At 63.1% G+C, this 20,527-nt stretch carries 36 protein-coding genes, 1 tRNA gene and 1 pseudogene; 22 read left to right on the forward strand and 16 right to left on the reverse strand.

The genetic code is table 11. From position 1 onward, the window contains the following. Positions 1–13: 13 nt before the first annotated feature. Both ML401_RS17815 and ML401_RS17820 read right to left on the reverse strand, forming a co-directional pair. On the reverse strand, positions 14–676 hold the full coding sequence (locus ML401_RS17815; protein WP_194402179.1) for a cold-shock protein: 663 nt from the start codon (positions 674–676) through the stop codon (positions 14–16). Between the two features lie 197 nt (positions 677–873). Further along, entirely contained in the window at positions 874–1,635 is a 762-nt protein-coding gene (locus ML401_RS17820) for an NAD-dependent protein deacetylase (RefSeq protein ID WP_212066443.1), read from the reverse strand. 242 nt (positions 1,636–1,877) lie between these two features. Here ML401_RS17820 and ML401_RS17825 point away from each other — a divergent pair, with 242 nt between their 5' ends. Next, positions 1,878–2,042, forward strand: coding sequence for a hypothetical protein (locus tag ML401_RS17825; protein ID WP_194402181.1), 165 nt, complete (start codon positions 1,878–1,880; stop codon positions 2,040–2,042). 81 nt (positions 2,043–2,123) lie between these two features. On the opposite strand, the gene ML401_RS17830 is transcribed toward ML401_RS17825, so the two are convergent. Then, the gene (locus ML401_RS17830; RefSeq protein ID WP_038946706.1) at positions 2,124–2,414 is read right to left on the reverse strand and encodes a hypothetical protein; all 291 of its coding nucleotides are present in this window, start codon (positions 2,412–2,414) and stop codon (positions 2,124–2,126) included. Positions 2,415–2,561: 147 nt separating this feature from the next. Between ML401_RS17830 and ML401_RS17835 the strand changes: the two genes are divergently transcribed. Then, positions 2,562–2,918, forward strand: a complete 357-nt coding sequence (locus ML401_RS17835) for a hypothetical protein (RefSeq protein WP_285812595.1) — start codon at positions 2,562–2,564, stop codon at positions 2,916–2,918. Between the two features lie 87 nt (positions 2,919–3,005). Then, on the forward strand, positions 3,006–3,131 hold the full coding sequence (locus ML401_RS17840) for a hypothetical protein (protein ID WP_256438845.1): 126 nt from the start codon (positions 3,006–3,008) through the stop codon (positions 3,129–3,131). Between the two features lie 15 nt (positions 3,132–3,146). Here the strand turns inward: ML401_RS17840 and ML401_RS17845 are convergent, their stop codons facing one another. Together ML401_RS17845 and ML401_RS17850 are read right to left on the reverse strand one after the other, a co-directional pair. Continuing rightward, the gene (locus ML401_RS17845; RefSeq protein WP_194402182.1) at positions 3,147–3,344 is read right to left on the reverse strand and encodes a hypothetical protein; all 198 of its coding nucleotides are present in this window, start codon (positions 3,342–3,344) and stop codon (positions 3,147–3,149) included. Positions 3,345–3,671: 327 nt separating this feature from the next. Beyond that, complete coding sequence (locus ML401_RS17850; RefSeq protein WP_285812596.1) at positions 3,672–3,854, reverse strand: hypothetical protein; 183 nt, start codon at positions 3,852–3,854, stop codon at positions 3,672–3,674. A gap of 193 nt (positions 3,855–4,047) precedes the next feature. Here ML401_RS17850 and ML401_RS17855 point away from each other — a divergent pair, with 193 nt between their 5' ends. Further along, positions 4,048–4,236, forward strand: coding sequence for a hypothetical protein (locus ML401_RS17855; protein ID WP_285812597.1), 189 nt, complete (start codon positions 4,048–4,050; stop codon positions 4,234–4,236). Positions 4,237–4,297: 61 nt separating this feature from the next. On the opposite strand, the gene ML401_RS17860 is transcribed toward ML401_RS17855, so the two are convergent. Further along, positions 4,298–4,435: a hypothetical protein gene (locus ML401_RS17860; RefSeq protein ID WP_194402184.1), complete on the reverse strand. Its 138-nt coding sequence runs from the start codon at positions 4,433–4,435 to the stop codon at positions 4,298–4,300. Positions 4,436–4,926: 491 nt separating this feature from the next. Between ML401_RS17860 and ML401_RS17865 the strand changes: the two genes are divergently transcribed. Beyond that, entirely contained in the window at positions 4,927–5,103 is a 177-nt protein-coding gene (locus ML401_RS17865) for a hypothetical protein (protein WP_285812598.1), read from the forward strand. 50 nt (positions 5,104–5,153) lie between these two features. Here ML401_RS17865 and ML401_RS17870 read toward each other — a convergent pair whose 3' ends face one another. Continuing rightward, positions 5,154–5,450, reverse strand: coding sequence for an HU family DNA-binding protein (locus tag ML401_RS17870; RefSeq protein WP_018323108.1), 297 nt, complete (start codon positions 5,448–5,450; stop codon positions 5,154–5,156). Positions 5,451–5,807: 357 nt separating this feature from the next. Between ML401_RS17870 and ML401_RS17875 the strand changes: the two genes are divergently transcribed. Together ML401_RS17875 and ML401_RS17880 are read left to right on the forward strand one after the other, a co-directional pair. After that, positions 5,808–6,299, forward strand: coding sequence for a hypothetical protein (locus ML401_RS17875; RefSeq protein WP_211417136.1), 492 nt, complete (start codon positions 5,808–5,810; stop codon positions 6,297–6,299). 112 nt (positions 6,300–6,411) lie between these two features. Then, entirely contained in the window at positions 6,412–6,714 is a 303-nt protein-coding gene (locus ML401_RS17880; protein ID WP_194402187.1) for a hypothetical protein, read from the forward strand. 148 nt (positions 6,715–6,862) lie between these two features. On the opposite strand, the gene ML401_RS17885 is transcribed toward ML401_RS17880, so the two are convergent. The 6 genes from ML401_RS17885 to ML401_RS17910 all read right to left on the reverse strand — a co-directional run bounded on the left by ML401_RS17885 (position 6,863) and on the right by ML401_RS17910 (position 8,343). Continuing rightward, positions 6,863–7,240 carry a hypothetical protein gene (locus ML401_RS17885; RefSeq protein ID WP_212066437.1) on the reverse strand — a complete coding sequence of 126 codons (378 nt, stop codon included), beginning with the start codon at positions 7,238–7,240 and terminating at the stop codon, positions 6,863–6,865. A gap of 10 nt (positions 7,241–7,250) precedes the next feature. Continuing rightward, positions 7,251–7,418: a hypothetical protein gene (locus ML401_RS17890; RefSeq protein ID WP_285812599.1), complete on the reverse strand. Its 168-nt coding sequence runs from the start codon at positions 7,416–7,418 to the stop codon at positions 7,251–7,253. Between the two features lie 141 nt (positions 7,419–7,559). Continuing rightward, entirely contained in the window at positions 7,560–7,685 is a 126-nt protein-coding gene (locus tag ML401_RS17895; RefSeq protein ID WP_285812600.1) for a hypothetical protein, read from the reverse strand. Next, positions 7,685–7,819 (reverse strand): hypothetical protein, encoded by a 135-nt coding sequence (locus ML401_RS17900; protein ID WP_285812601.1) that lies wholly within the window; start codon positions 7,817–7,819, stop codon positions 7,685–7,687. The genes ML401_RS17895 and ML401_RS17900 overlap by 1 nt, the downstream gene beginning before the upstream one ends. A gap of 108 nt (positions 7,820–7,927) precedes the next feature. Continuing rightward, the gene (locus ML401_RS17905) at positions 7,928–8,152 is read right to left on the reverse strand and encodes a hypothetical protein (protein WP_194402190.1); all 225 of its coding nucleotides are present in this window, start codon (positions 8,150–8,152) and stop codon (positions 7,928–7,930) included. Beyond that, positions 8,149–8,343: a hypothetical protein gene (locus ML401_RS17910; protein WP_376717280.1), complete on the reverse strand. Its 195-nt coding sequence runs from the start codon at positions 8,341–8,343 to the stop codon at positions 8,149–8,151. The genes ML401_RS17905 and ML401_RS17910 overlap by 4 nt, the downstream gene beginning before the upstream one ends. A gap of 136 nt (positions 8,344–8,479) precedes the next feature. Here ML401_RS17910 and ML401_RS17915 point away from each other — a divergent pair, with 136 nt between their 5' ends. The 9 genes and pseudogenes from ML401_RS17915 to ML401_RS17955 all read left to right on the forward strand — a co-directional run bounded on the left by ML401_RS17915 (position 8,480) and on the right by ML401_RS17955 (position 14,548). Then, a complete protein-coding gene (locus tag ML401_RS17915; RefSeq protein ID WP_194402192.1) occupies positions 8,480–8,671 on the forward strand; it encodes a DUF3072 domain-containing protein in 192 nt (63 codons plus the stop codon). 58 nt (positions 8,672–8,729) lie between these two features. Continuing rightward, entirely contained in the window at positions 8,730–8,882 is a 153-nt protein-coding gene (locus tag ML401_RS17920; protein ID WP_165935832.1) for a hypothetical protein, read from the forward strand. Between the two features lie 35 nt (positions 8,883–8,917). Then, entirely contained in the window at positions 8,918–9,067 is a 150-nt protein-coding gene (locus ML401_RS17925) for a hypothetical protein (RefSeq protein ID WP_285812602.1), read from the forward strand. A 724-nt stretch (positions 9,068–9,791) separates the two neighbouring features. Then, positions 9,792–10,673, forward strand: a pseudogene (locus tag ML401_RS17930) (tannase/feruloyl esterase family alpha/beta hydrolase); the annotation flags it as partial. A gap of 234 nt (positions 10,674–10,907) precedes the next feature. Beyond that, entirely contained in the window at positions 10,908–11,258 is a 351-nt protein-coding gene (locus ML401_RS17935) for a tannase/feruloyl esterase family alpha/beta hydrolase (protein ID WP_376717373.1), read from the forward strand. 142 nt (positions 11,259–11,400) lie between these two features. After that, the gene (locus tag ML401_RS17940) at positions 11,401–12,057 is read left to right on the forward strand and encodes a hypothetical protein (RefSeq protein WP_285812604.1); all 657 of its coding nucleotides are present in this window, start codon (positions 11,401–11,403) and stop codon (positions 12,055–12,057) included. A 316-nt stretch (positions 12,058–12,373) separates the two neighbouring features. Further along, complete coding sequence (locus ML401_RS17945; RefSeq protein WP_285812605.1) at positions 12,374–13,033, forward strand: oxidoreductase; 660 nt, start codon at positions 12,374–12,376, stop codon at positions 13,031–13,033. A 134-nt stretch (positions 13,034–13,167) separates the two neighbouring features. Beyond that, positions 13,168–13,620, forward strand: a complete 453-nt coding sequence (locus ML401_RS17950) for a VOC family protein (protein WP_106950805.1) — start codon at positions 13,168–13,170, stop codon at positions 13,618–13,620. A 289-nt stretch (positions 13,621–13,909) separates the two neighbouring features. Beyond that, entirely contained in the window at positions 13,910–14,548 is a 639-nt protein-coding gene (locus tag ML401_RS17955; protein ID WP_285812606.1) for a glutathione S-transferase family protein, read from the forward strand. 125 nt (positions 14,549–14,673) lie between these two features. Here the strand turns inward: ML401_RS17955 and ML401_RS17960 are convergent, their stop codons facing one another. Genes ML401_RS17960 through ML401_RS17970 form a run of 3 tightly spaced genes read right to left on the reverse strand, consistent with a single transcriptional unit; the run spans position 14,674 to position 15,405 of the window. Further along, positions 14,674–14,841, reverse strand: coding sequence for a hypothetical protein (locus ML401_RS17960; protein ID WP_194402198.1), 168 nt, complete (start codon positions 14,839–14,841; stop codon positions 14,674–14,676). A gap of 4 nt (positions 14,842–14,845) precedes the next feature. Further along, positions 14,846–15,094, reverse strand: a complete 249-nt coding sequence (locus tag ML401_RS17965) for a hypothetical protein (protein ID WP_212066427.1) — start codon at positions 15,092–15,094, stop codon at positions 14,846–14,848. 56 nt (positions 15,095–15,150) lie between these two features. Next, entirely contained in the window at positions 15,151–15,405 is a 255-nt protein-coding gene (locus tag ML401_RS17970) for a PilZ domain-containing protein (RefSeq protein WP_194402200.1), read from the reverse strand. Between the two features lie 225 nt (positions 15,406–15,630). On the opposite strand from ML401_RS17970, the gene ML401_RS17975 reads away from it, so the two are divergent. From ML401_RS17975 to ML401_RS18000, 6 genes are all read left to right on the forward strand, one after another. Continuing rightward, a tRNA-Glu gene (locus ML401_RS17975) sits at positions 15,631–15,705 on the forward strand. A 215-nt stretch (positions 15,706–15,920) separates the two neighbouring features. Then, positions 15,921–16,478, forward strand: coding sequence for a hypothetical protein (locus tag ML401_RS17980; protein ID WP_285812607.1), 558 nt, complete (start codon positions 15,921–15,923; stop codon positions 16,476–16,478). A gap of 211 nt (positions 16,479–16,689) precedes the next feature. After that, the gene (locus ML401_RS17985; RefSeq protein ID WP_194402201.1) at positions 16,690–17,316 is read left to right on the forward strand and encodes a PilZ domain-containing protein; all 627 of its coding nucleotides are present in this window, start codon (positions 16,690–16,692) and stop codon (positions 17,314–17,316) included. Between the two features lie 123 nt (positions 17,317–17,439). Continuing rightward, complete coding sequence (locus tag ML401_RS17990; protein WP_211417142.1) at positions 17,440–18,447, forward strand: acyl-CoA desaturase; 1,008 nt, start codon at positions 17,440–17,442, stop codon at positions 18,445–18,447. A 137-nt stretch (positions 18,448–18,584) separates the two neighbouring features. Next, positions 18,585–18,872, forward strand: coding sequence for a hypothetical protein (locus ML401_RS17995; protein ID WP_194402203.1), 288 nt, complete (start codon positions 18,585–18,587; stop codon positions 18,870–18,872). Positions 18,873–19,417: 545 nt separating this feature from the next. Next, a complete protein-coding gene (locus ML401_RS18000; protein WP_211417144.1) occupies positions 19,418–20,458 on the forward strand; it encodes a PrsW family glutamic-type intramembrane protease in 1,041 nt (346 codons plus the stop codon). Positions 20,459–20,527: the final 69 nt, after the last annotated feature.

The raw sequence follows: 20,527 nt of genomic DNA on the forward strand, positions 1-20,527 counted from the left end.
GTGCGTCTCGCACCTAGTGCGACTGCAATCCCGGCGATCCGGTCTCGGGATGGATCTCGGCCGCCATCATGCCCTTGGAGCCGGGCCCGAAGCGGACCAGGACGTACTGGCCGGGCCTGAGCTCGGTCATGCCGAAGCGGCGCAGCGTCTCCATGTGCACGAAGATGTCGGGCGTGCCCTCGCCGCAGGTCAGGAAGCCGAAGCCGCGCAGCCGGTTGAACCATTTGACCTGGGCCCGCTCCAGCCCGCTGGTTGGGGTGACCGTGACATGGGTGCGCGGCGGCAGCATCTGCGCCGGATGGATCGCGGTCGACTCGTCCATCGAGACCACGCGGAACGCCTGGTAACCCTTGGCGCGCTGGATGCACTCGACGACGATGCGGGCGCCCTCATAGGCGGTCTGGAAGCCGTCGCGCCTAAGCACGGTAACGTGCAGGAGGACGTCCGGCCAGCCATTGTCGGGAACGATGAAGCCGTAACCTTTGGAGGCATCGAACCATTTGATGACGCCGTGGACTTCGACGAGGTTGGCGCTGGCTTCGCCCAACCCGCTGAAGGGATTGAGGCCGCTGTCGCGGCCGGCGCCGCCGTGCTCACCCGGCGTGATCCGCCCCGGCGATACTCCCTGCCCGGGAACCCCGAGCTTTTTGGACTCAAATCCGTCCGACGACCCCATAACCCCGGACCCCACACTGTCATGCGACCCGCCTCAGCAGCGGTGTCGAATCACGCGTCTTTCGAGAACCTTCTCAACTGGACGCGACGCGAATCTTTCGACTCAAAAGATAACACTCCCGGTTGCGAGGCATAGACAAAAAAGAGATTCGCCGGAACCTATGAACAGCTTGCACAGCCGCGAATCAAATTGATGCCTCAATTGCCGACAAAGGGCCCGAGCGTTTCGCCGATGTCGTGATGGATGACGAGGTCGGCGATGTCGTCCTGCTCGGTCGGCTCGCGATTGATGATCACCAAACGTGCACCGGCGTTCTTCGCCATCATCGGAAAGCCCGCCGCCGGCCACACCACGAGCGAGGAACCGATGGCGATGAAGAGGTCGCAGGCTTGCGACAGCGCGGTTGCGCGCTGCATTTCGTCATCAGGCATCATCTGGCCGAAAGAGATCGTGGCGGTCTTCACCGGTTCGTCGCAGGCGGCGCAGTTGGGTGCAGCGCCCTCCTCGTCGAAGCGACGCTTCACCCAGTCGAGCGGATAGGCCTGCCCGCATCCGATGCAGCGCGCATAAGTGGTATTGCCGTGAAGTTCAATCACGTGCTCGCCGGCGAAGCCGGAGGCCTGGTGCAGATTGTCGATGTTCTGGGTGATGACGGCGGGAACCTTGCCGGCGCGGTAGAGCGAAGCCAGCGCGCGATGGCCGCGGCCGGGCTTCGCTGCCGCGAACACCTCCTCCATCGCAAAACGCCGGCGCCAGGATTCGTCCCGGGCCTGCCGGCTTGCGACGAACTCGCCGAACTCGATCGGACGATAGCGCGTCCAAAGTCCGCCCGGCGAGCGGAAGTCCGGAATGCCGCATTCGGTCGAGATGCCGGCGCCGGTGAACGGCACGATGACCCTTGCCTCGGCGATCATGTCGCCGAGCCGTTCAACGCCGCTCTGAAGATCCGATGCAATCAATCGCGGCCTCCCCGATTCGTCTTGCCCTGGCAGCAACATGCGCAAGCGGCAAGATTGTTGACGCTCTTATCAAGCGCTAACGCGATGCGCTCGGCAATTTTTTCCGGCCCTCGCTTATCACAATCCTGCAATGCCTCCTCCCCATTGACGCCCCATTCAGGAGGATCAATGGATGCGTGAATGCGACTCAAGATGATGCGGCGGCGTACTTGAGTTCAGTTAGTAAACCCGAGGGGATGGCTATGACCGAAGACGAACAACGCAAAGCCCGTGAGCGCGATGAGATCGCCGCCCGTGTCGCCGCCTTCCGTGCCACGCAGGAAAAGTTCAAGCGCGAGCGCGAGGAGTATTTCGTGTCGACGCTCGAGAATGCCCGCAAGGTCGAACGGCCCTCGCTTTGGCCGTAAGACGTATCTGATCAATATAATGCGCATGAAAAAAGCCCGGAGCATCGCTCCGGGCTTTTCGCTTATTACGCTTGTCAGTCGTTACCAATGGCGCCAGTGGTGATGGTGCCGGTAGTACGGTCCGCCGCCGTAATAGGCGTAAGAGCCAGGCCCGTAATAATAGTCGGGGCCGTCATAATAGCCGTAGCGAGGGCCGTAATAGCCGTAGGGATGGGACGCTGCGACCGCGCCCGCGGTGATTGCGCCGGCGGCGAGGCCGAATGCGAGGCCCGGGCCGATGCCCCGCCCGCGTGCCTCGGCAGGCGCAGGGGCTGCAACCGCGGTCACGCCGACGGCCGCGACGGTGGCCAGAACTGCCAGTGTCTTCTTCATGCTCTCCTCCTTCGCGTCTTGCCGAGATAACGACGAGCGCCTGCGATAGTTGCGCACAGGGTGCCCCGCAAAAAAATCGGCTGCGGCCGGAACGAAACCGCCAGGTCCGCATTGCCTTCCCAAGTGCGGGAGCCTCCGCCATCCGGGTTGAGGCAACAGCACGAAGACCCCGTCGGCATCTCCGCGATGCCGGCGGGGTTTTTCCGTTTCACGGGAGCAGTTGGCAGCACACGGCATTGGCTGCCAGCGGGGCGGACGATCGAGGAGGAAGGTTTGCCATTATCCGCTTTGCTGGCCCGTATCCGCAAACTGGTTCCGAGATCCGACGATCGGCATTACGACGAGATCGTCCGCAACTTCGGTGTCGGCACACTTCACCCGCCGCCGACGCCAATGAGCGACCGCGAGCTGGCGCGGGCCATCGCCGAGTTCCTGAAAGACAAGCCGTCGAGCGAATCCGTTGCGGCCCTCGGCCGCCGCCTCGACCCCTCCTCTCCGGTTTGAGGTGCTTCGAAGTTTTTCGGCGGGAGCATGGAACCAGGAATACGCGCGGACGTTGAATCCTCTTCACGTAAAGTGGAAGTGGCCGACATGCCCGCCTGGCTCGAAGTCTTGCTCAACCTGTCCGGCTATGCCGGCTTCGTGGCGCTCGCTTCGCGCGGCACCGCGTGCCCGCGCGAGGCCGCCGACAATCGCAGCTACAGCGACGACCGCTAATTGGCGTGCGCCGCTCTAATTGGCGTGCGCCGCTTGGCCCGCCGTGCGCACCAACCGATCCGCCTTGACCGCGACGCGCGTGTCCTCGACCTGCGGCCGCAGTGAGAAGCTGACCACCACGAAAGCGAGACAGAACAGCGTGCCGACAATGGCGACGCGCCGGTAGGTGTGCCGGTCGCCCTGGTAAAAGGAAGGCTGTGAAAAAGGTGTCATGACAAAATTGCTTCTTGGCAAAGTCGTTTCTTGCTTGTCCTTGCCAGACACCTACCCCAAGCAGCGCCAAGCGCAACGCGATTGGGCTTTTAACCTAACCGAATAGGGTTATCGGCTTCCGCGCAAATGATCGTTAGGATTTGCGCGAAGCGCCGCTCGCGGCGAGCCGCTTTCGATCGCGAAGCCGAGGTTGCGCCAGCGCGACTTGCCGACCGGCTTTGTTCCAGCTTCGACACTCTTTCGTTCTCGAAGAACGAATCGGAATCGAAGAAACCGGCGCGCAGCAGGTCTTAATAAAACGTACCAGCGGCGCGCAGCACGACGCGATCACGGCGCATCGGGCGACGTCGTATCAGGAGACATCGTCTCGGGAAATGTCGCATCGGAAGACGCCGCATCAGCAGACGTCGGTGGCACCTGCGGCACCGACGGCCTGGCTTTGCGCGTGCGCGGGTGCCGATCATACCAGAACACTTTTGCGATCTCGGCGAGAAACCAGCACCCATCCATCTCGCTCTCCCTCGCCTCACTCCTTACGGAGCAGACGCCGAGAGAACTGTGCGAGACCTCAGGCTGTCCCGTTCTGATACGCGCGGCCGCATCGCTGCCAACAGGCGCAGCTTGTTCTGCATCCGACTCCATTTCGTTCTCGAAGAACGAATCGGAGTCGGAAAACTCAGCGCGAAGCGTTTCCTAACAATCGATGAAGGCGCGCGAAGCGACGTCTTCGGAGGCAGGACTCGTCGTCGGCACAATCTTCGGCGACAAGAATTTCGAGGCGACCGCAAACACGATGACGATCTCGCGGCACGGCTCGCATCGAAAGCTGTTGGCGGAAACCGCCGTCATCGGCTTGGCGCATCGCGGGCATGTCATGCGGGCCGAACGCTGACGGCGCAGGTTCGTTCCTGCGCCTCGGTTCCCGCATGTGCGAGAGTGTCCATCGGCGCAGATCAAGCCGCCCGCTTCGCTTTGCCCTTCTCCGAGAAGCATTCCAGGATCTGAATGCGGAGCTCTTCGGCCGCCGGACCTTCGAGCCTCCTGAGTTCGTTCCAGAGCCTGATCACTTCGCGCTGTTTTTCGACGGTCATGAGTCACCTCCCATCTGTCTACCTAAGGCGGCTCACTAGAACAAAATGAGAACAAAAAGTCCAGTCCCTCGCGCGATACCCCTGGCATGATGTCCCCTGGCATGTCGCGTTGAACCTTTTCGGTGCAGCGCGGACCCATGGGAGCTGGGGATTTCAGCGCCCAGTCATATGGCAGCGTCGCCGTGGACGAACATATTCCGTCACCGCGGCGCCGTTGCTTTTTGGATTTTCAATTTTAAGTTAGAGCTACGGCTGGCGGCCAGGCGCTGAAATCCCAACGCCGTCAGCCAAAAGAGCCCCGCGCGAAAGCGCGGGGTTTTCTTTTGACCAGGGCCTTCTTCTGACGTTGTGGCCGACGGCCGCCCACCGCAGCAACGGGAACGAATTTTCCGTCCTTCGCATTGACGGCCGAACCAAGCGGTGCCGCCCGCCGCGCGAGACAGCGCAGCTGCGGAAGACCCCGCACCGCGCCCGTCACTCTCGAGGCGCCGATGACCTGCGAGTTCTGCGAGGCCGAGATCCCGATCGGGCTTTCAGTCTGCCCGGCTTGCGGGAAACCGCAGAGCGCGCCCGGACAGGCCGACCGGCGCGCGCTGTGGCTTGTCCTGATCGTCATGGTGATGTTCGGCATCGCCGTCGCCGAGCACCATTTGTTCGTCAACAATTGATCGCTACGCCGTCTCGCGGACGAGCCGGCCGCAGCGACCTCGCCGGCGCCTCAGACGGCGTCCTTGGCGACCTTCAGCGGCGAGGCCTTGACCGACTTGCTCGCGGGCTTGGCCGCAAACTGCATCGGCTCCTTGGTGAAGGGATTGACGCCCATGCGGGCTTCGGTCGCCGGCTTGTTCACCACCGACATCTTCACGAAGCCGGGAATGACGAACTCACCGGACTCGTTGAGCTCCTTGTAGCCAACCGTCGCCATGTATTCGATCACCGACTTCACGTCGTTCTTCGAAAGCTGCGTGCCCTCGGCAATTGCATCAATCAATTGGGTCTTCGTCATCTTCGCCATGTCTGAATTCCTTTTGTGCGCGCGAGCAACTTTCGCTGTGGACGCGGCCTGAAGCGCGGGGGGGCGCGCTGCTGATTTCATGCCAGAGGTCATGAAGTGACGGGGCTTAGAACCCATCGAGGCCGAAAACGCAAGCAGGGGTTCTCCGGGGTTCCCGACTTCCTGTGCAAGATGTCGCAGGACCCGCCGCTTTCCCTTTTGAACCATTTTGCGGCTGGCGCGTCATATCATTGAAGTCCCTAAGCTTCACCCCACCAGAGAGCCCCGCTTCCCCCAGGCGGGGTTTTCGCTTTTGGGGAGGCATGGCAGATCGCCCCGGCTGCTATAAGAGCCTCGAGGGTTTCTCGTGGGGTGCTCATGAAGGTCGCTATCGTCATCGCAGGCTTGATCGTCGTTGCTGTCGCAGCTCTCGTCGCGATCCAGCCGAGCTTCCTGAAGCCCGCGTCCCTTGCCCTCGTGAAGAAGTCCGACATCTTCGGCTTCTCGCCCGGGATGACGTTCGAGGAGACCAGCAAGCTCGTCAATCAACGCCACTATCTCTGCCGCCCGGGCCGCAACGCCTCCACCCTCGAATGCGACATCAACGGCGCCAAGGTCACGGTTGAAAGCGACGAGGCGGACGCCAGGCGCCCGATCTGGCGCGTCAATGCGACGTTGAACAATCCGGGGGAGCAGGACGCCGCGGTCAAATCGATCTCCGACCAGTTCAACGCGCAGGCCATCAAGGACCGTGAGGGATGGACATGGATCGTCGGCCGCGGGCTCAAGCTGAGCTATGACGGCCTCGCCTTGAACCTCGTCGACGAGGCCGCGGAGGCCCGGCTCCGCAAGGCGGAAGCAAAGCGCTAGGGCGTGACGTCACCTCGTCGTGAAACTTGTGGCCCGGCACGCCTTGTTGACACTTCAGTAACCCAACGCCGCCAAGCTCCATTCAGTCTCGTTGCGTTGGAGTATCCTCACAGTGCTGGATTTTGAAGAGCTGCGTGAACTCGCAGCCGATGTTCGTGTTTTTGTCGAGCTCGCCGAGGACAAGGCCGAAGCGCTCAAAGCGGTCATCGCGGCCTATGACGTGGTGCTGGCGATCTTCCCCACCCACGAGGGCATGGGCCTCCATGTCATCAAGGGCAGCGAGATCCTGGACAGGATTGCAAAATCAGGCAGCCATGCGATCTACAGCCACACGGCGGTCGCGGTCCCCGACCTGCAACATGCGCAAGCGCTCAAGCTGCTGACGGCTCCGGTCGAACAGCGGATCGCGGCCTGAGCATCATCCCGACCCGGAGGGCCGCGTTAGCGCGAAGCGGTTTTCCGGGAAGGTCATGCGCAACAACAACCCAGGGCGCGATGATCTCATCGCGCTTTGGTTGCCGGCAGCCGGCCCGGCTGCCGTCGCCGGAGTCGCCGAGGTCCTGTCAGCGCAGCCGGTTCAAGACCTGGAGCGGGATCCATGATCCCAGCACCATGATGATCGCAACGGCCGCGACGACGACATATTTCAGCGGATTCTGCGACGAGGCGAGCGAACCTTCGAGGTGAAGGTACGGGAGCACGAGGTCCATCGCCATTCCGACGAGGGCTATCGCGACCAGGGCGCCAAAAGCGCAGACAAGGACGTTGACGATCCATCCGATCGCCCCGCGCCCGTTCGACCACGCCTCGTAAATCGCGACCGCCAGCATCACCACAACGAAGACCAGCATGAAGCTCATCGAGCCGCCGACGCTCGACGTCGGGCCGAAGACCTCCAGCAGCAGCATGGCCACCACGGCAAGCAATGTGATCGTCTTCACCGCGCTCCCCTCATCCGTGCTCCAGCAGCAACACCGCGGAGCCGACCACGATACAACCAAGGCCGAAGAGCGCCGTCGCGATTTCGACAGCATTTTCCAGGCCGAAGAACCTGACGGCGGCGCTCCATGCGGCCGACGGGAAAATATCCACGATCGCGCTGAGCAAGGCTTGAAACATAGCCATTGGTCGCGCCGGCGGCGCTGGGGTTCGGCGACGACGGTGGATTAAGTTTCGCCACCGCCGCCTCCCGTTAGACCAGGGCGATCGCACTTGAACATTCAGCAGAGGTCGTGAGCAGCGCCTCTCCCACACCGCCAATCAGCGTGGCGGCACCAAGGGCACGCTCGGCCGCCCGGCGACGGCAGGCTTTCTCGTGAGGCTCCGCCTGATCCAGAAAAACAGTTCGACCGCGATATCGAAGATGGCCGTGGCATAGAAATCCATCACGACCTCTTCAGCGCGATCGCGCCGCCGCAGCCGCCGACCGCCAGGAGAACGAAGATCGGAGCGCTCAGATACCCGCCGCGCACAGCCTGCAGGCTGGCGAGAACAAGCAAGGCGATGATCGCGTATCGCATGACACACTCCTTTCGTCGGAGCGTGCCGATATCGGCGCGCCTGCGCCGTGACGGGCATCACGGTTGTCTGCAACGCGTTGAAGCCCGCAACCTTCGAAGTCACAGCCCCTACGGAATGTCGCCGGTCTTCCGGCTGCTCCCAATCGAGACCGGCTTGTTCAGGAAATACTCGCGGTTGCCGGTCGCGGCTTCCGCATATTGGTCGATCGCCACGATGATGGCCTGGACATGGGCATAGCACCACCCTTCCCGCGTCGCCCTGCGGCGCACGTCCTCGAGCGCGATCAGGAACGGCGACAGCTCTCTCTCGTCGTCGAACCATCGTCTGCTCACCACGTCCTCCCGCCGAGCACCCTGCCCTTGGCCGAGCGCGGCTCTGCCGCCTTCAGCGCGTCACGCTCGGCGCAAAGCGTCTCGACCTTCGCCTCCATTCGCGACAGCAGCGCTTCAGCCGAGGCCGTGCCGATGCCGGCTCGCTGAAGCTGAAGTATCTCCTTCCTCTGCCTGCCCAGCTGGATACGCATCCGTTCGATCTCCCGCCTGAGATAGTCCAGGTCCGGCATTGTTCCGCCTCACGAATTTTGACTTTGGCTGATGAGAACAAAAACGGAACGAGAAGTCCAGTCCGACGTTGTACGGAGACGGAAAAGGAGACGAGCGATGGCCGAAAATACCCAGAAGGACCCGAAGGACTGGGTTTCCGGGGATGATCCGATGACCGGCGCCCAGGAATCCTACCTGAAGACCCTCGCCGAGCAGGCGCACGAGAGCCCGCCCAAGGACGAGCTGACCAAGGCCGAGGCCTCGGAGCTGATCGACGAGATGCGGCAAAAGGCCGGGCTCGACGAGTGACGCCTCCAATTGCGAAAGCCGGGCCTCGTGTGTATGCAAACGAAATTGGGAATCGAAAATGCCTTATTTCGTTTGCGCCCGCGACGGAGCGGGCCAGATCATTTTGAAGCGCGACACCCGGGAAGCGGCCGAGAAGAAAGCCGCCGAGCTCCGCGACATGGGCTATTTCGAAGTGGAGATCGTCGCCAAAGGTGTCGAGAAGGCGGCCTGAAGGAACCGGCGCGCCGGCGGCCGAGTTGGTCGGGCATGACCAAGGAATCACTCCAGCATCAAGCCGATCGCGCCGAAGCTCTCGCCGCGCAAACTGCGGATGGCGAAATCAGGGAAGCACTGTTGAAGGCTGCGGCGGAATACCGGGCGCAGCTCGAGCGTGGTGACGAAGCCGAGTCGAAGTGATGCGTTCGGGTCTCGGCACCGCGCCCCTTTAGGAACAACTCCGACAAACCGGAATTCATTCAACAACCGGTGCCGGCATTCTCCCCCTGCATGCCGACACCGACAGCCCCGTGGCGCCGCCGCCGCGGGGCCTTCCTTTAGCAGGTCATCATGAGCGACCGCACAGGCAACGAACCTGCACCCCTGGTGCTCTTCGGCATCGCCATTCTCCCGGTCATCGCGGTGCTGGCGTGGTTCGCGTTCTGATTATCATCGGCGATGTTTTGAAGCGCAGGGCGCGCATGGCTCTAAGCTCGTAGGATGAGAAGCCCTGTTGCGAGACCAAACATGATGGTTTCGCAAGTGCTCTCCCCATTCTACGAGCTGGAAAAATTGCAGCGTCCTTCTGTAGTCAACGTCTGCAGGCGGCGTAGTGATCGACTTCATCGGCGAGAGCGAGAGCGATCGAAGGCCTGCGCCGCTGGACTGCACCGCCCGAATGACCCAAGATAGTTTTGGTGTCAGTGCAGCAGATCGGCCGGCGCGAGTTACGTGCGCCGCAATAAAATTCAGAAAGCGGCAGGGAGCAACGATGCAGCGAAGAAGAAACGTGGCGCTTGATGGTGCAATGGCTGGCCTGGGTCTGGTGGCGGCCATCATGGTCATTGCGATCTCGCCTGCACGCGCCGACGATTCCGCCAACATACCGCCCGCGCTCAAATGCGCTGACCTGACCGGCTGGAAGATGCCGGGATCGACGGCAACAGTCACCAAGGCCGAGCTGGTGCCGGAGGCGCCGCCGGGGACCGTGCAGCCGTCGCCGCCGGCGCCGGCCACCGTATCGGTGGCGCTGCCGCCGAACTGCCGCGCGGATGGCGTGATCGATCAGCGCGTCGGTGTCGAGGGCAAGTCCTACGCGATCGGCTTTGCCGTTGCCCTGCCCGATCGCTGGAATGGACGGTTTTTGTTTCAGGGCGGCGGCGGTTTGAACGGCTCGATCCGGCCGCCGCTGGGTTACCAGGCGGCCGGCGAGGTGCCGGCGTTGGCGCGCGGCTTTGCCGTGGTCTCGACCGATAGCGGTCATCAAGGCGCGGTGTTCGATGCCTCGTTCCTGAAGGACCAGGAAGCCGCGCTCAACTTCGCCAATGCATCCGTCGGCAAGGTGACGATGGCCGCCAAGGCAATCGTCGCGCACTACTATGGCCAGCCCGCAAAACGGTCCTATTTCACGGGGTGCTCGACCGGGGGCCGTGAAGGCATGCTGGCGTCGGCGCGCTATCCCGAACAATTCGACGGCATCGTCGCCGGCGCGCCTGCGATGCGCACCGGCAACTCGAACATCGGTCTCGCCTGGGCCAACGCTGCCTTCAGCCAGATCGCGCCGAAAGATGCATCCGGAAAGCCGGAGCCCGCCAGGACTTTTTCCGCGGCCGAGCGCAAGCTGGTCACGAACGCGATCCTAGATGCCTGCGACGCCAAGGACGGCGTCAAGGATGGCCTGATCTTCGACGGCAAGGCCTGTCAATTCGATCCCGCGGTCCTCACCTGCAAGGGCGACAAGACCGATTCCTGCTTGGCGCCGCCGCAGGTTGATGCCCTGAACAAGGCTTTTGCCGGCCCAAAGAATTCACGCGGCACGCAGGTCTATCCGTCATTCCCGTGGGACAGCGGCGTGGCAGCCGAAGGCGTTGCCATTCCCGGCATCCTGACAACAGGCGCGCGCAGTCCGGTCGGACCGCCGGTTTGGGACAGCATCGACGTCGATCAACTCGAAGACCACATCAACGCGAGCGGGTTGGATCGCCTCACCAACACCGCCTACTGGACCAACCTTTCGAGCTACTTCGGCCATGGCGGCAAGATGCTGTTTTACCACGGCGTGAGCGATCCCTGGTTCTCGGCGCTCGACACCGTGAATTACTACGAGCGCATGGCGGCGGATTCCGGCGGCATGGAATTGGTGCGGGAGAAATCGAGCCGGGCCTTCCTGGTGCCCGGCATGGGTCACTGCTCGAGCGGCGCAGCGCTCGATCGTTTCGATCTCCTCAGCGCCGTCGTGAACTGGGTGGAAGACGGCAAGGCGCCCGATACGGTGATCGCGACGGGACCAGCCTTTCCCGGCCGCGCTCGGCCGCTTTGCGCCTATCCGCAACATGCGCAGTACAAGGGCCAAGGCGATCCGGAGAGCGCGGCGAGTTTTGAGTGCAAGTAGCGGGATGTGTGCGGGATTACGGTGACGGTGCATCAAACTCATTCGCCATCACCGCCCTTCTCCGCCATTCTACGGTCGGCCAATGGCGCCAATTTCGTGCACTGTCACCGTAATTCCGAATTCCCTTCTGAAAGGTGATGCCGTGAAGTTTTTATTTATTGTTGTAGCTATCAGTGCGACCGCTATGACGACTGTTGGCGCTCATGCAGCTGGAGGCACGGCAGCTTGCTATAACCGCAGTGCCGCGATGTCTGACAGGCAAGCTCAAGAGAGCGGAAAAGCTGAGGAGACTTGGCGAAAGCTCGAGAAGACAGATAGTGCCGGTGCGTGCCAATTCGGGCGCAAAAATATGATTCCACTACTTGAGCGGCACATTGTCGAACAGAAAGGTCGTATGGGCGAAATATGCTGGGATGACCTACACGAGAAATTACTCGCTGACTCTCAAAAATACCTCACGCAGTACAGAAACGATGTCGAGGCAGACTGCCAGAAAGCACAAACCGCACCCACAAGTGGAGACGATAGCTTGTGCGGAGGCGTACATACCAAATCTTACGAGGATGGCGGCATCAAGGGCGGCAACGTGCACGAGCGCATAAAGGTGCAGTGTATCCAGGCAGAGAATAAGTGCAGCTACCCGGTCTTTTTCAGCGTCACTCGGTTCAATACTCAGGGTAACGGCAGAACTGGTCAGACCGTGGAGCCGGGTCGGGTTGGTAAGATCTGTGCCGACAATGACACGCAGAGCCTCCAGTTTAACGGGGCGAAGCGATCAGGATATATTCCTCGTCGATGAGTAGCTTACCCTTGGCTCCCCCTTCAGAGCTCAAAAATTACGGTGACAGTGCACTCAAGTCGCCTATTTGCCATTGGAGTTGAGTGTACTGGTGTTCCCCGAGCCATGGTGGATGCGCACGTCCTCACTGTCAGCTCAAAAGCTTCCAAGTGAGCCCTTACGTTTTGCGCCTCGCTTTTCAGGGAAAAATGGCAAAATTGACGTAGGTAGCTCTATCGAAGGGATACAACCAACGCCGGACCATGAAAGAACCTTTCAAGCTGAACGATGTTTTTAAGCACATCGACGGGACCCGTTAAACGCCTGCGTGGCTTGAATGAAAACCGCACTTGTGTTCGGCGCAACCGGCTTCATCGGCTCGCATTTGCTGGGCGACCTGTTGGACAGTTCCGACTATTCGCGGGTTGTCGCGGTGGCCCGCAAGCCGCTGGCGGTGAGCCATCCGAAGCTCACGGTGCTGATCGGCGATCTCGCTTCCCTGCCCGCACTCAAGCCGCAATTGGTTGCGGACGAGATCTTCATCGCTCTGGGGACAACGCGCAAGCACACCCCTGACGAGGCCGAGTACTACAAGATCGATCACGATTATCCGGTGTTGGCGGCCGAGATCGCCAAGGCAAACGGCGCGCGGTCGGTGTTCCTGGTCACGGCCGTCGGCGCCAACGCCGCTTCCAGCGTGTTTTATCTCAGGACCAAGGGCGAGGTGGAGCGGGACATTCTCTCGCTCGATTTCGAGCACACGCATATTTTCCGCCCGTCGATGATCCTTGGCGCGCGCGACGAGGACCGCCCGCGTGAACGCCTCCTCATCACGATATGGGGCGTGCTCAATCCGCTGCTCGTCGGCCCCGCCGACCGGTATCGTGGCCTCACCGGGAACGACATCGCGCACGCGATCGCAAAAGCCGCGCGGCATCAGACCGAGAAGGTGCGCATCTATCATTGGAAGGAGATGGCGGCACTGCTTCGAACGTGATGCAGTCCGAACCGCACCGGCACCGCTCACGCACATTTGCCCCCGCCCCCTGCCGCTCCTCTCCTTTTCCTGCTATTTCCTACACCGCCGTCCCGGCCCAAGACAAAACCCTCCACCCCCAGGGAGCAACAACCATGCGATACCTCCACACCATGCTGCGCGTGCGCAATCTCGATGTCGCGCTGAAATTCTATGTCGATGCTTTCGGGCTGAAGGAGGTGCGGCGGATCGAGAACGACAAGGGGCGGTTCACGCTCGTGTTCCTGTGCTCGTCCGATGATCTCGAGGCGCTGAAGAAGCAGCCGCAGACGCGCGGCGCGCCGCTGGTCGAGCTGACCTGGAATTGGGACGAGGAGAAGTACGGCGAGGACCGCTTCTTCGGCCATCTCGCCTATGAGGTCGACGACATCTACGCCACGTGCGAGAAGCTGCAGAAGGCCGGCGTCACCATCAACCGGCCCCCGCGCGACGGCAACATGGCCTTCGTCCGCTCGCCGGACCTGCACTCGATCGAGCTGTTGCAGAAGGGCGAGCCGAAGCCGCCGCAGGAGCCGTGGGCCTCGATGCCCAACACCGGCCATTGGTAGGCTCGCGGGAAGGAACAAGCGCTTAGCCCCGGCGTTCACTCTCCGACAATGCGATTGGAGGAGGAATCCATGGGACGCGGAATTCTACTGTGGCTGCTGGGCGTGCCGATCCCGGTGATCATTCTGTTGTGGCTGTTCTTCGGCCGCTGAGCACAAGGTTCGACTTTGCAATGAAAGCTCCGCCGCGTGCGGAGCTTTTTGCATGAGAGGCGCGCGGCAATCGCGCGTCGCGCGCTTCAGGAAATTCCGCTATCAACCCGCCAGCGAGAACGCCGCGGGAGACGCTTTCATGCCTGACACCAAGCTGACAATCTGGGGCCGCGCCAATTCGGTCAACGTGCAGAAAGTGCTGTGGTGCCTCACCGAGCTCGGCCTCGCTTACGAGCGCATCGACGCCGGCATGAGCTATGGCAGGACGCGCGAGGCCGACTATCTCGCCATGAACCCCAATGCGCGGATCCCGACGCTGGTCGAGGGCGACTTCGTGCTGTGGGAGTCCAATTCGATCATGCGCTATCTCTGCCTCGCGCATGGACGCGGCACGCCGCTCTATCCCGAAGCGCCGAAGCAGCGCGCCTCGGTCGACCGCTGGCTCGACTGGACGCTGTCGACCGTGCAGCCGGTCGACCGCCCGGTGTTCTGGGGCATCGTGCGCACGGCGCCCGCCGAGCGTGACATGATCCAGGTGCAGCGCGATGCCGATATCGCTGCCGAGGTCTGGGCGATCGCCGACCGCCTGCTCTCCTCGCGCCGGTTCATGGAGGGCGAGGCGTTCACGCTGGCCGACATCGCACTCGGCTCCTATGCGCGGCGCTGGCTCGGCGTCGAGGGCATCTCCCGGCCGGCGCAGCCGCACCTGACGCGCTGGCTCGCCGAGCTCGGCAAACGGCCCGGATTTGCACAACATGTCGCACCGCCGATGTCGTGAGCCGGCGGCGCGGCGTAAGCCGCTGTGACAATGCGATGAATCCGCATTTCGGTGCGTGCGAGGAGCGTCAACCCGGCACTTGACGGCTACTGTGCATGGGGTTGTTTTCGCGTTTTCGTTTTGGCCTAGCGCCAGCCGCGCTCGACCAGCAGCACGCAGGCGATCAGCACCAAGGTCACTGCCGCGATGGCCAGCCGCGCCGTCCAGCTGAAACCGCGGCCGATCCACCACAGCAGCGCGCAATACATCAGGACGGGAACGAGGATGTCGAGGCGCAGCAGATCCGCCGGCATGGCCTTAGCGCCTGACGGTGGTGTCGATGCTGATCGAGCCGCCGATCTTCACGCAGGTGCCGGTGCCCTCGACCATGACGAAGCGCGGGCCATAAGAGGCGCAGGAGCCCGCCCTCGCCTTGCCGGCCGCGCCCTTCAGCGGTGCGGTGGTCGTGCCCGCTTGGGGCCGCTCGGCAGGCGGCAGACGCAGGGCCTCCGCAGCCGCGGCGGACGTGACGAGCAGCGAGATCAGGATGAGGAGCGGCGCGCGCATGGCGGCGTTCTAACCCGACCAGGCGCGGCGCGCCATCGGGGCGGCGATGCCAGCGATCAGATGAACTTGATGCCTGCCGATTTGCCGCGGCGCCAGACCACCTGGCAGCTCCGCCCGGTGCGCGCATCGCGTGCGAAGGCGAGCCGGATCACGCCCGGGAGCTGGCTCGCATCGTCGTCCAGGGTGATCTTGGCACCCGAATCGGAAATGTCCTGGACCAGGCAATGCCGCGCGGCGAAGCCGCCGTCGAGCGTGATCCAGGCGTGCTGCGACAGCAGCTTGCGGGCTGCGCGCTTTTTCGGCGGTGGCATCGGCGAGAGATCTCCCCTTCCAGCGCTACTCACGGAACCCTAAGAAACCGTTGAAATCGCCTCCTGATCATCCCCCGGCCGAGGCTATCCACCGGAGCCAAAAGAGCGGCCCGAACGGCTTGCCCGGAGGCAGAAAGGCCACTATACGTTCGCCCGCTGCAAACTGCCGGGCCTTGTTCGGCCGGCCAGCGGCCCTGCCGGGAACAACGGCAAGGCCCTGAGTTTGCTCCCTTCGTCTATCGGTTAGGACGCCACCCTTTCACGGTGGAGAGAGCGGTTCGATTCCGCTAGGGAGCGCCATTGCGCAAGGCGGCGGCCGTTAGCCGTCGGCATTTCGCCGCTCCCCATGAACCTGTCCGCCGCTCGCCAGCGACCAATGTCCGTTTGAACCGGTCTGGCCCATGGCACAGCGCTACCCCCAGATTGAAGCTTCGTCCGGCGTGTCCGCAATGACGCCGGGCCTTCCGCCGTGGCTTAGCCATCCCCGCCCGCACCCATCGGACCGGCGCGCCAAGATGCTGGAGCACATGGCGCGCGCCAGATCGCTTCCGCAGCGCCAGGCCGGAGTCGCATCAGTGCCGCTGCCATCTGGCGATGGCATTGCGAACGTTTTCGGCGATGTCCTCGGCCATGCGATCCTGTTCGGCGTCATCGCTCTGCTCGTCCAGTCGCGCATTCCTCTTTATCTCGGGGCGTTCATCTTCCTGAACGACGATGGGCGCATCGAGCGCACGCTGGCAGCGCTCGGTATCCGGCTCGAGCCCGAAACGATCGGCGCAGACATCATCAAGCGCTTCCCATTCTGGTTCGGTTTTTTTGCGTTGCTTGGCATTTTGAAAGGCGCCGGCCCCGCCTGGCTCGCGCCATGGATGCCTCGAGCGGAGCCGTGGTCTTCCCTCGCAGCGATTGGTCTGCTGCTTGCGGTCGTCGAAGCATCTTCGGCGCTCGCGATGCGGCGTGCTTTGCCGCTTGTGGGATTGGAGATCAGCCCGAGCGGCTTGACCTGGACGACGATTCAGTTCGCCCTCGCAGTCGTCGCGCTGGCCTTGCTGGTGCAGTCGGGATTTCTGTAGTCGCCGCGCTGCGCGGTAACAACGTACTCAATGACGACGTTGTGAGCGGAGCTTGCGGCAAAACGGGTCGTTATGCCGCGCTTTCCGCTGCATGGAGCCGGCGCGCGTTAACCGGAAATTTACCCCCGCTTTTGAGCGCCGGTATCATTTGCTTAGAATTTGATCGCTACCGTGGAATTACGGAATCGATCCCGAACATCATTGGTCCCCCATGTCCGTCGCAGAGTTCCTCAGGCAGCGTGCAGTGGACGTCACCGTGAACGGCAGCTACTCGCTGCCGCGCTGGTATGATTGCGAGGGCAAGCTGCGCAGCTTCGCCTGCCGCACCAAGCGCGTCTCGCCCTTCCGCATGATCGTGGACGTGCCTGTTGTCGGCAAGGTCGGCGAGCGCCTGACCTCCTACTTCCAGGATTTCGGCGAATTCCAGTGCACGATCAGCGCGACGCTGAAATCAGGCTTCCTGATGGAGCTCGACATGACGCGGGCGCGGCGCGCCTGGATGTCGGAAAAGCTCACCTGGCTCGAGAAGAAGCAGAAGGACGAGAGCGTCCAGGAGTTGCGGCGCGACGCCCGCTTCGTCCCCCAGGTCTCCCACACCTTCCTGACGCTCGCCGACGGCAGCACCCATCCGTGCTTCATCATCGACGTCTCGACGGCGGGGGTTGCGATCTCCTGCGAGTACGACCCACCGGTCGGAACCCCGCTTGCCGTCGGCGCCTGCGTGGGCCGGGTCATCCGCAAATTCGACCACGGCTTCGCGGTCAAATTCGCCGAGAAGCAGCCGCGGGAGGACCTGGTCCGCCTCGTTGTGCGCTCGCCGCTGAAGCAATCGGCCTGAACCGGACCGGCCAATCTTAACTCTTTCTTAACTAAGCACTGGAGGCGGCGCCCCTCGCGCGATAGGGTGTGCCCCAGTACGTCCGCAATCACTGCGGGCCCTCGAGTTACCGGAAGTCCTGGAATGTCCATCGCTGACGCCGAGTTCGTCCCGGCAGAGACCACGCAGACCGCACCCACCGCGGCCAAGCCGCAGCTTCCACCGGGCGTCGTCACTGAGGGACCGCTCGTGCAAGCCAAGCTGCGCGAGAGCTATCTCCTCCTCGGCATCCTCTATGTCGGCGCCGTCGCCGGCATCGTCTGGGCCATCACGCAAGGCATCGGCAAGGTCGAGCTCTTTACGTTCGCCTGGATGTTCGCGCTGACGACGTTCGGCATCGGCGCCGGCATGCATCGCCTGTTCGTCCATCGCAGCTTCCGCACCGGCCCGATCATGCGCGTGTTCTTCTGCGCCATCGCCCAGATGGCGGTGCAGGGCTCGATCGCCAAATGGGTCGCCAACCACCGCCGCCATCATCTCTATGCCGACGATGTCGGCGATCCCCACAGCCCGCAATTCGACGGCTTCGGCAATCGCTATGTCAGCGCGCTCAAAGGCTTCCTGCACGCCCAGGGCAGCTGGGTGTTCGACCAGGCGACCACCGACAACGAATACTATGCCAAGGACATCCTCGCCGACCCGATCGCGATGTTCTTCGTGCGCACGCGCTGGGTCTGGTACGGGATGTCGGCGGTCTTCATCCCCGGCGTGATCGGCTACACCTTCGGCGGCGTGCACACCATGATCGGCTGCGTGCTGTTCTCCGGCCTGCTCCGCGCTTATCTGCTGATCCTCACCAGCCAGCTCACCGGCTCGGTCTGCCACGCCTATGGCTATCGCCGCTTCGAAGTCGACGATGCCTCGACCAACGAGTTCGTCACCACGATCCTCACCTTCGGCGAAGGCCTGCACAACAACCATCACCGCTTCCCGCGGGACGCCTACATCTCGCACGCCTGGTGGGAGATCGATCTCAACGGCCTGATCATCCTGGGCCTGGAAAAGATCGGCCTCGTCCACGACGTCTTCCACGCCTCGCATCGTCAACTGGAGCGGGCGGCGGAAGCAGAGGCGGCCTCGACGGCGCGCTGAACCGGCAGGCGGCCGGCCATCCTCTGGCCGTCCCGCCTCCGCATCGCCGCCCTATCGCGGCCCCATTGCGGGATCAGCTTTTGACGGTCCGCGCCACGCGCCGGACGTCATGTGCGGACTTGCGATCGGGGGACCGGATGGCAGTCGACAAGATCACCGTTGATAAGACCACGGTCGATAAGATCACGGTTGATAAGATCACTTGGGACAGGGTCGGCCGGGTTACCGAGCCCGGACGCTACATGTACACCTTCGGCTGGCTCACCATCACCGCCGGCGATCTGGAGATCTGGAAGCTCTACCCCCAGGCCGCGTTCACGCTGCTGGCGCAACCGGGAGGCCCGGACGCAACCCTGGGCGAGGAATTCCATCTCGGCGCCTTCGACGTCGCCCCGGGCGCGCCGCCGCCGTTCACCACCCACTGACGACGAAAAGCGCCGCTCGTTGCGGGAACGCAGGGCGTGGCCGTTGCTTTATCACCGCGATGATACACATCCCCGCCGTCGATCAGGCCTTCCTGCTGTTGCTCATCGTGCTCTGCCTCGGCACGTGCCTCGTGCGCGTCTTCTGGGAGCTGGAACAGGCGCGGACGCGCCGGATCGCCTCGCCGCCCCGCGGGGACTCACGACGCCACTAGCCGACCTGCCCGGCCATGCCCTCCTGATGACCCCTCCAGCCGGGCGCTCCACCAGGAGTGGCGGAGACAGCTGCGCAGTGAATCAAAGAATTCTGCGCATATCATTGATCCGACTTATCAATCACGCTCCATCCCGGTCGGCGAAGCCGTTGCCATGGCTGACGAACTGGTTCTGTGATGCAATTGATTACGCTTGTATTCTACAGCCCGGCGGGCGACGGCAGATGAACGGAAGCTGTCGCGCGCGTTAAGTGAGCCGACAGCGAGCGCATGACACATGGTCGCATCGGTGAATGTAGATAAGCGGACCAAGGGAACCTATTTTCGGCGCCGATGTACCTGATTGAAGCATTGCCCACCGTCATCGGAACTGCTGCCATCGCCCCGGCGCTGCTGATGCTGTGGCTTGTCATCGCGGCCGAAGAGCGCCCCGGCCCGCCCGCTCAGGTCTGGACCGCATTCCTGTTGGGTGCGGCCAGCATCTCGCTGCTGGGCCTCGCCCGCGCCCCCTTCGCCAAGATGGTCGCGGCGCCCGACGACCCCTGGGCGGCGCTCGCCATGCATTCGATCTTCGGCGTCGCGCTCCCCGAGGAAGCCGTCAAGGTGATCGCCATCGTGGTGATCTCCTCGACCAAGCGGCGGACCTTTGCCAACCCGATGGACACCGTGGTCTATGGCGCCGCGGTCGGCCTCGGCTTCGCGGCTTACGAGAACCTGGCCTATCTGGTCCAGCACGCCGAGATGTGGCGCTCGCTGGCCGCCTTGCGCAGCGTGCTGACCGTGCCGTTCCACGGCGCGCTCGGCATCATCGCGGGCGCCTACCTGACGATCGCGCGCGCCGGCACGGCGCTGGGCGCGAACCGCCATCATCGTGACTGGGCTCGCCTCTCCAGCCGCCTTCTGATGCTCGCCGGCCCGCTCGCGCTGCATTCGGCCTTCGACTTTCCGCTGCTGACCTTGCAACGAATGCCCGACCTCGATCCGACGATGCGGATGTGGCTGGGCGCCGCGAGCCTGCTGATCGGCTTCAGCTCGATCGCCTTCGCGATCCGCCTGGTCCGGCGCGTCGCCCGCCACCATGCACCTCGGACCGACATAGCGCGGGAGCGGCTCAGCCAGCTCCGCCGGATGTGGGCGCTGCTGCTGGCCGGCGGCGGCGTCGGGTTCCTCGGGCTCGCCTTCGTGCTGACCTCGATCCATCACTGGCTGATTAACCCCGAACGAAACCTGACGCTGGCCCTGATCCCGATCGGCTTCGTCTCGATCCTGCTCGGCCTCGCGCTTCTGGTTGTCACAAGCGCGATCTACATTCTCGGCCGCAACCGCATCCGCACCAGCGCGGAAGGCTTTTCGTCGGCGCCCGGGGGCGGTTGATCCACCGCATGGCGAGCGCGCCGCGCGCGTACTACATTGAGCACAGCCCATACGATCTGGAGCCTGCCG

It is taken from the genome of Bradyrhizobium sp. 62B (genome assembly GCF_030272265.2).
Lineage (GTDB): Bacteria > Pseudomonadota > Alphaproteobacteria > Rhizobiales > Xanthobacteraceae > Bradyrhizobium.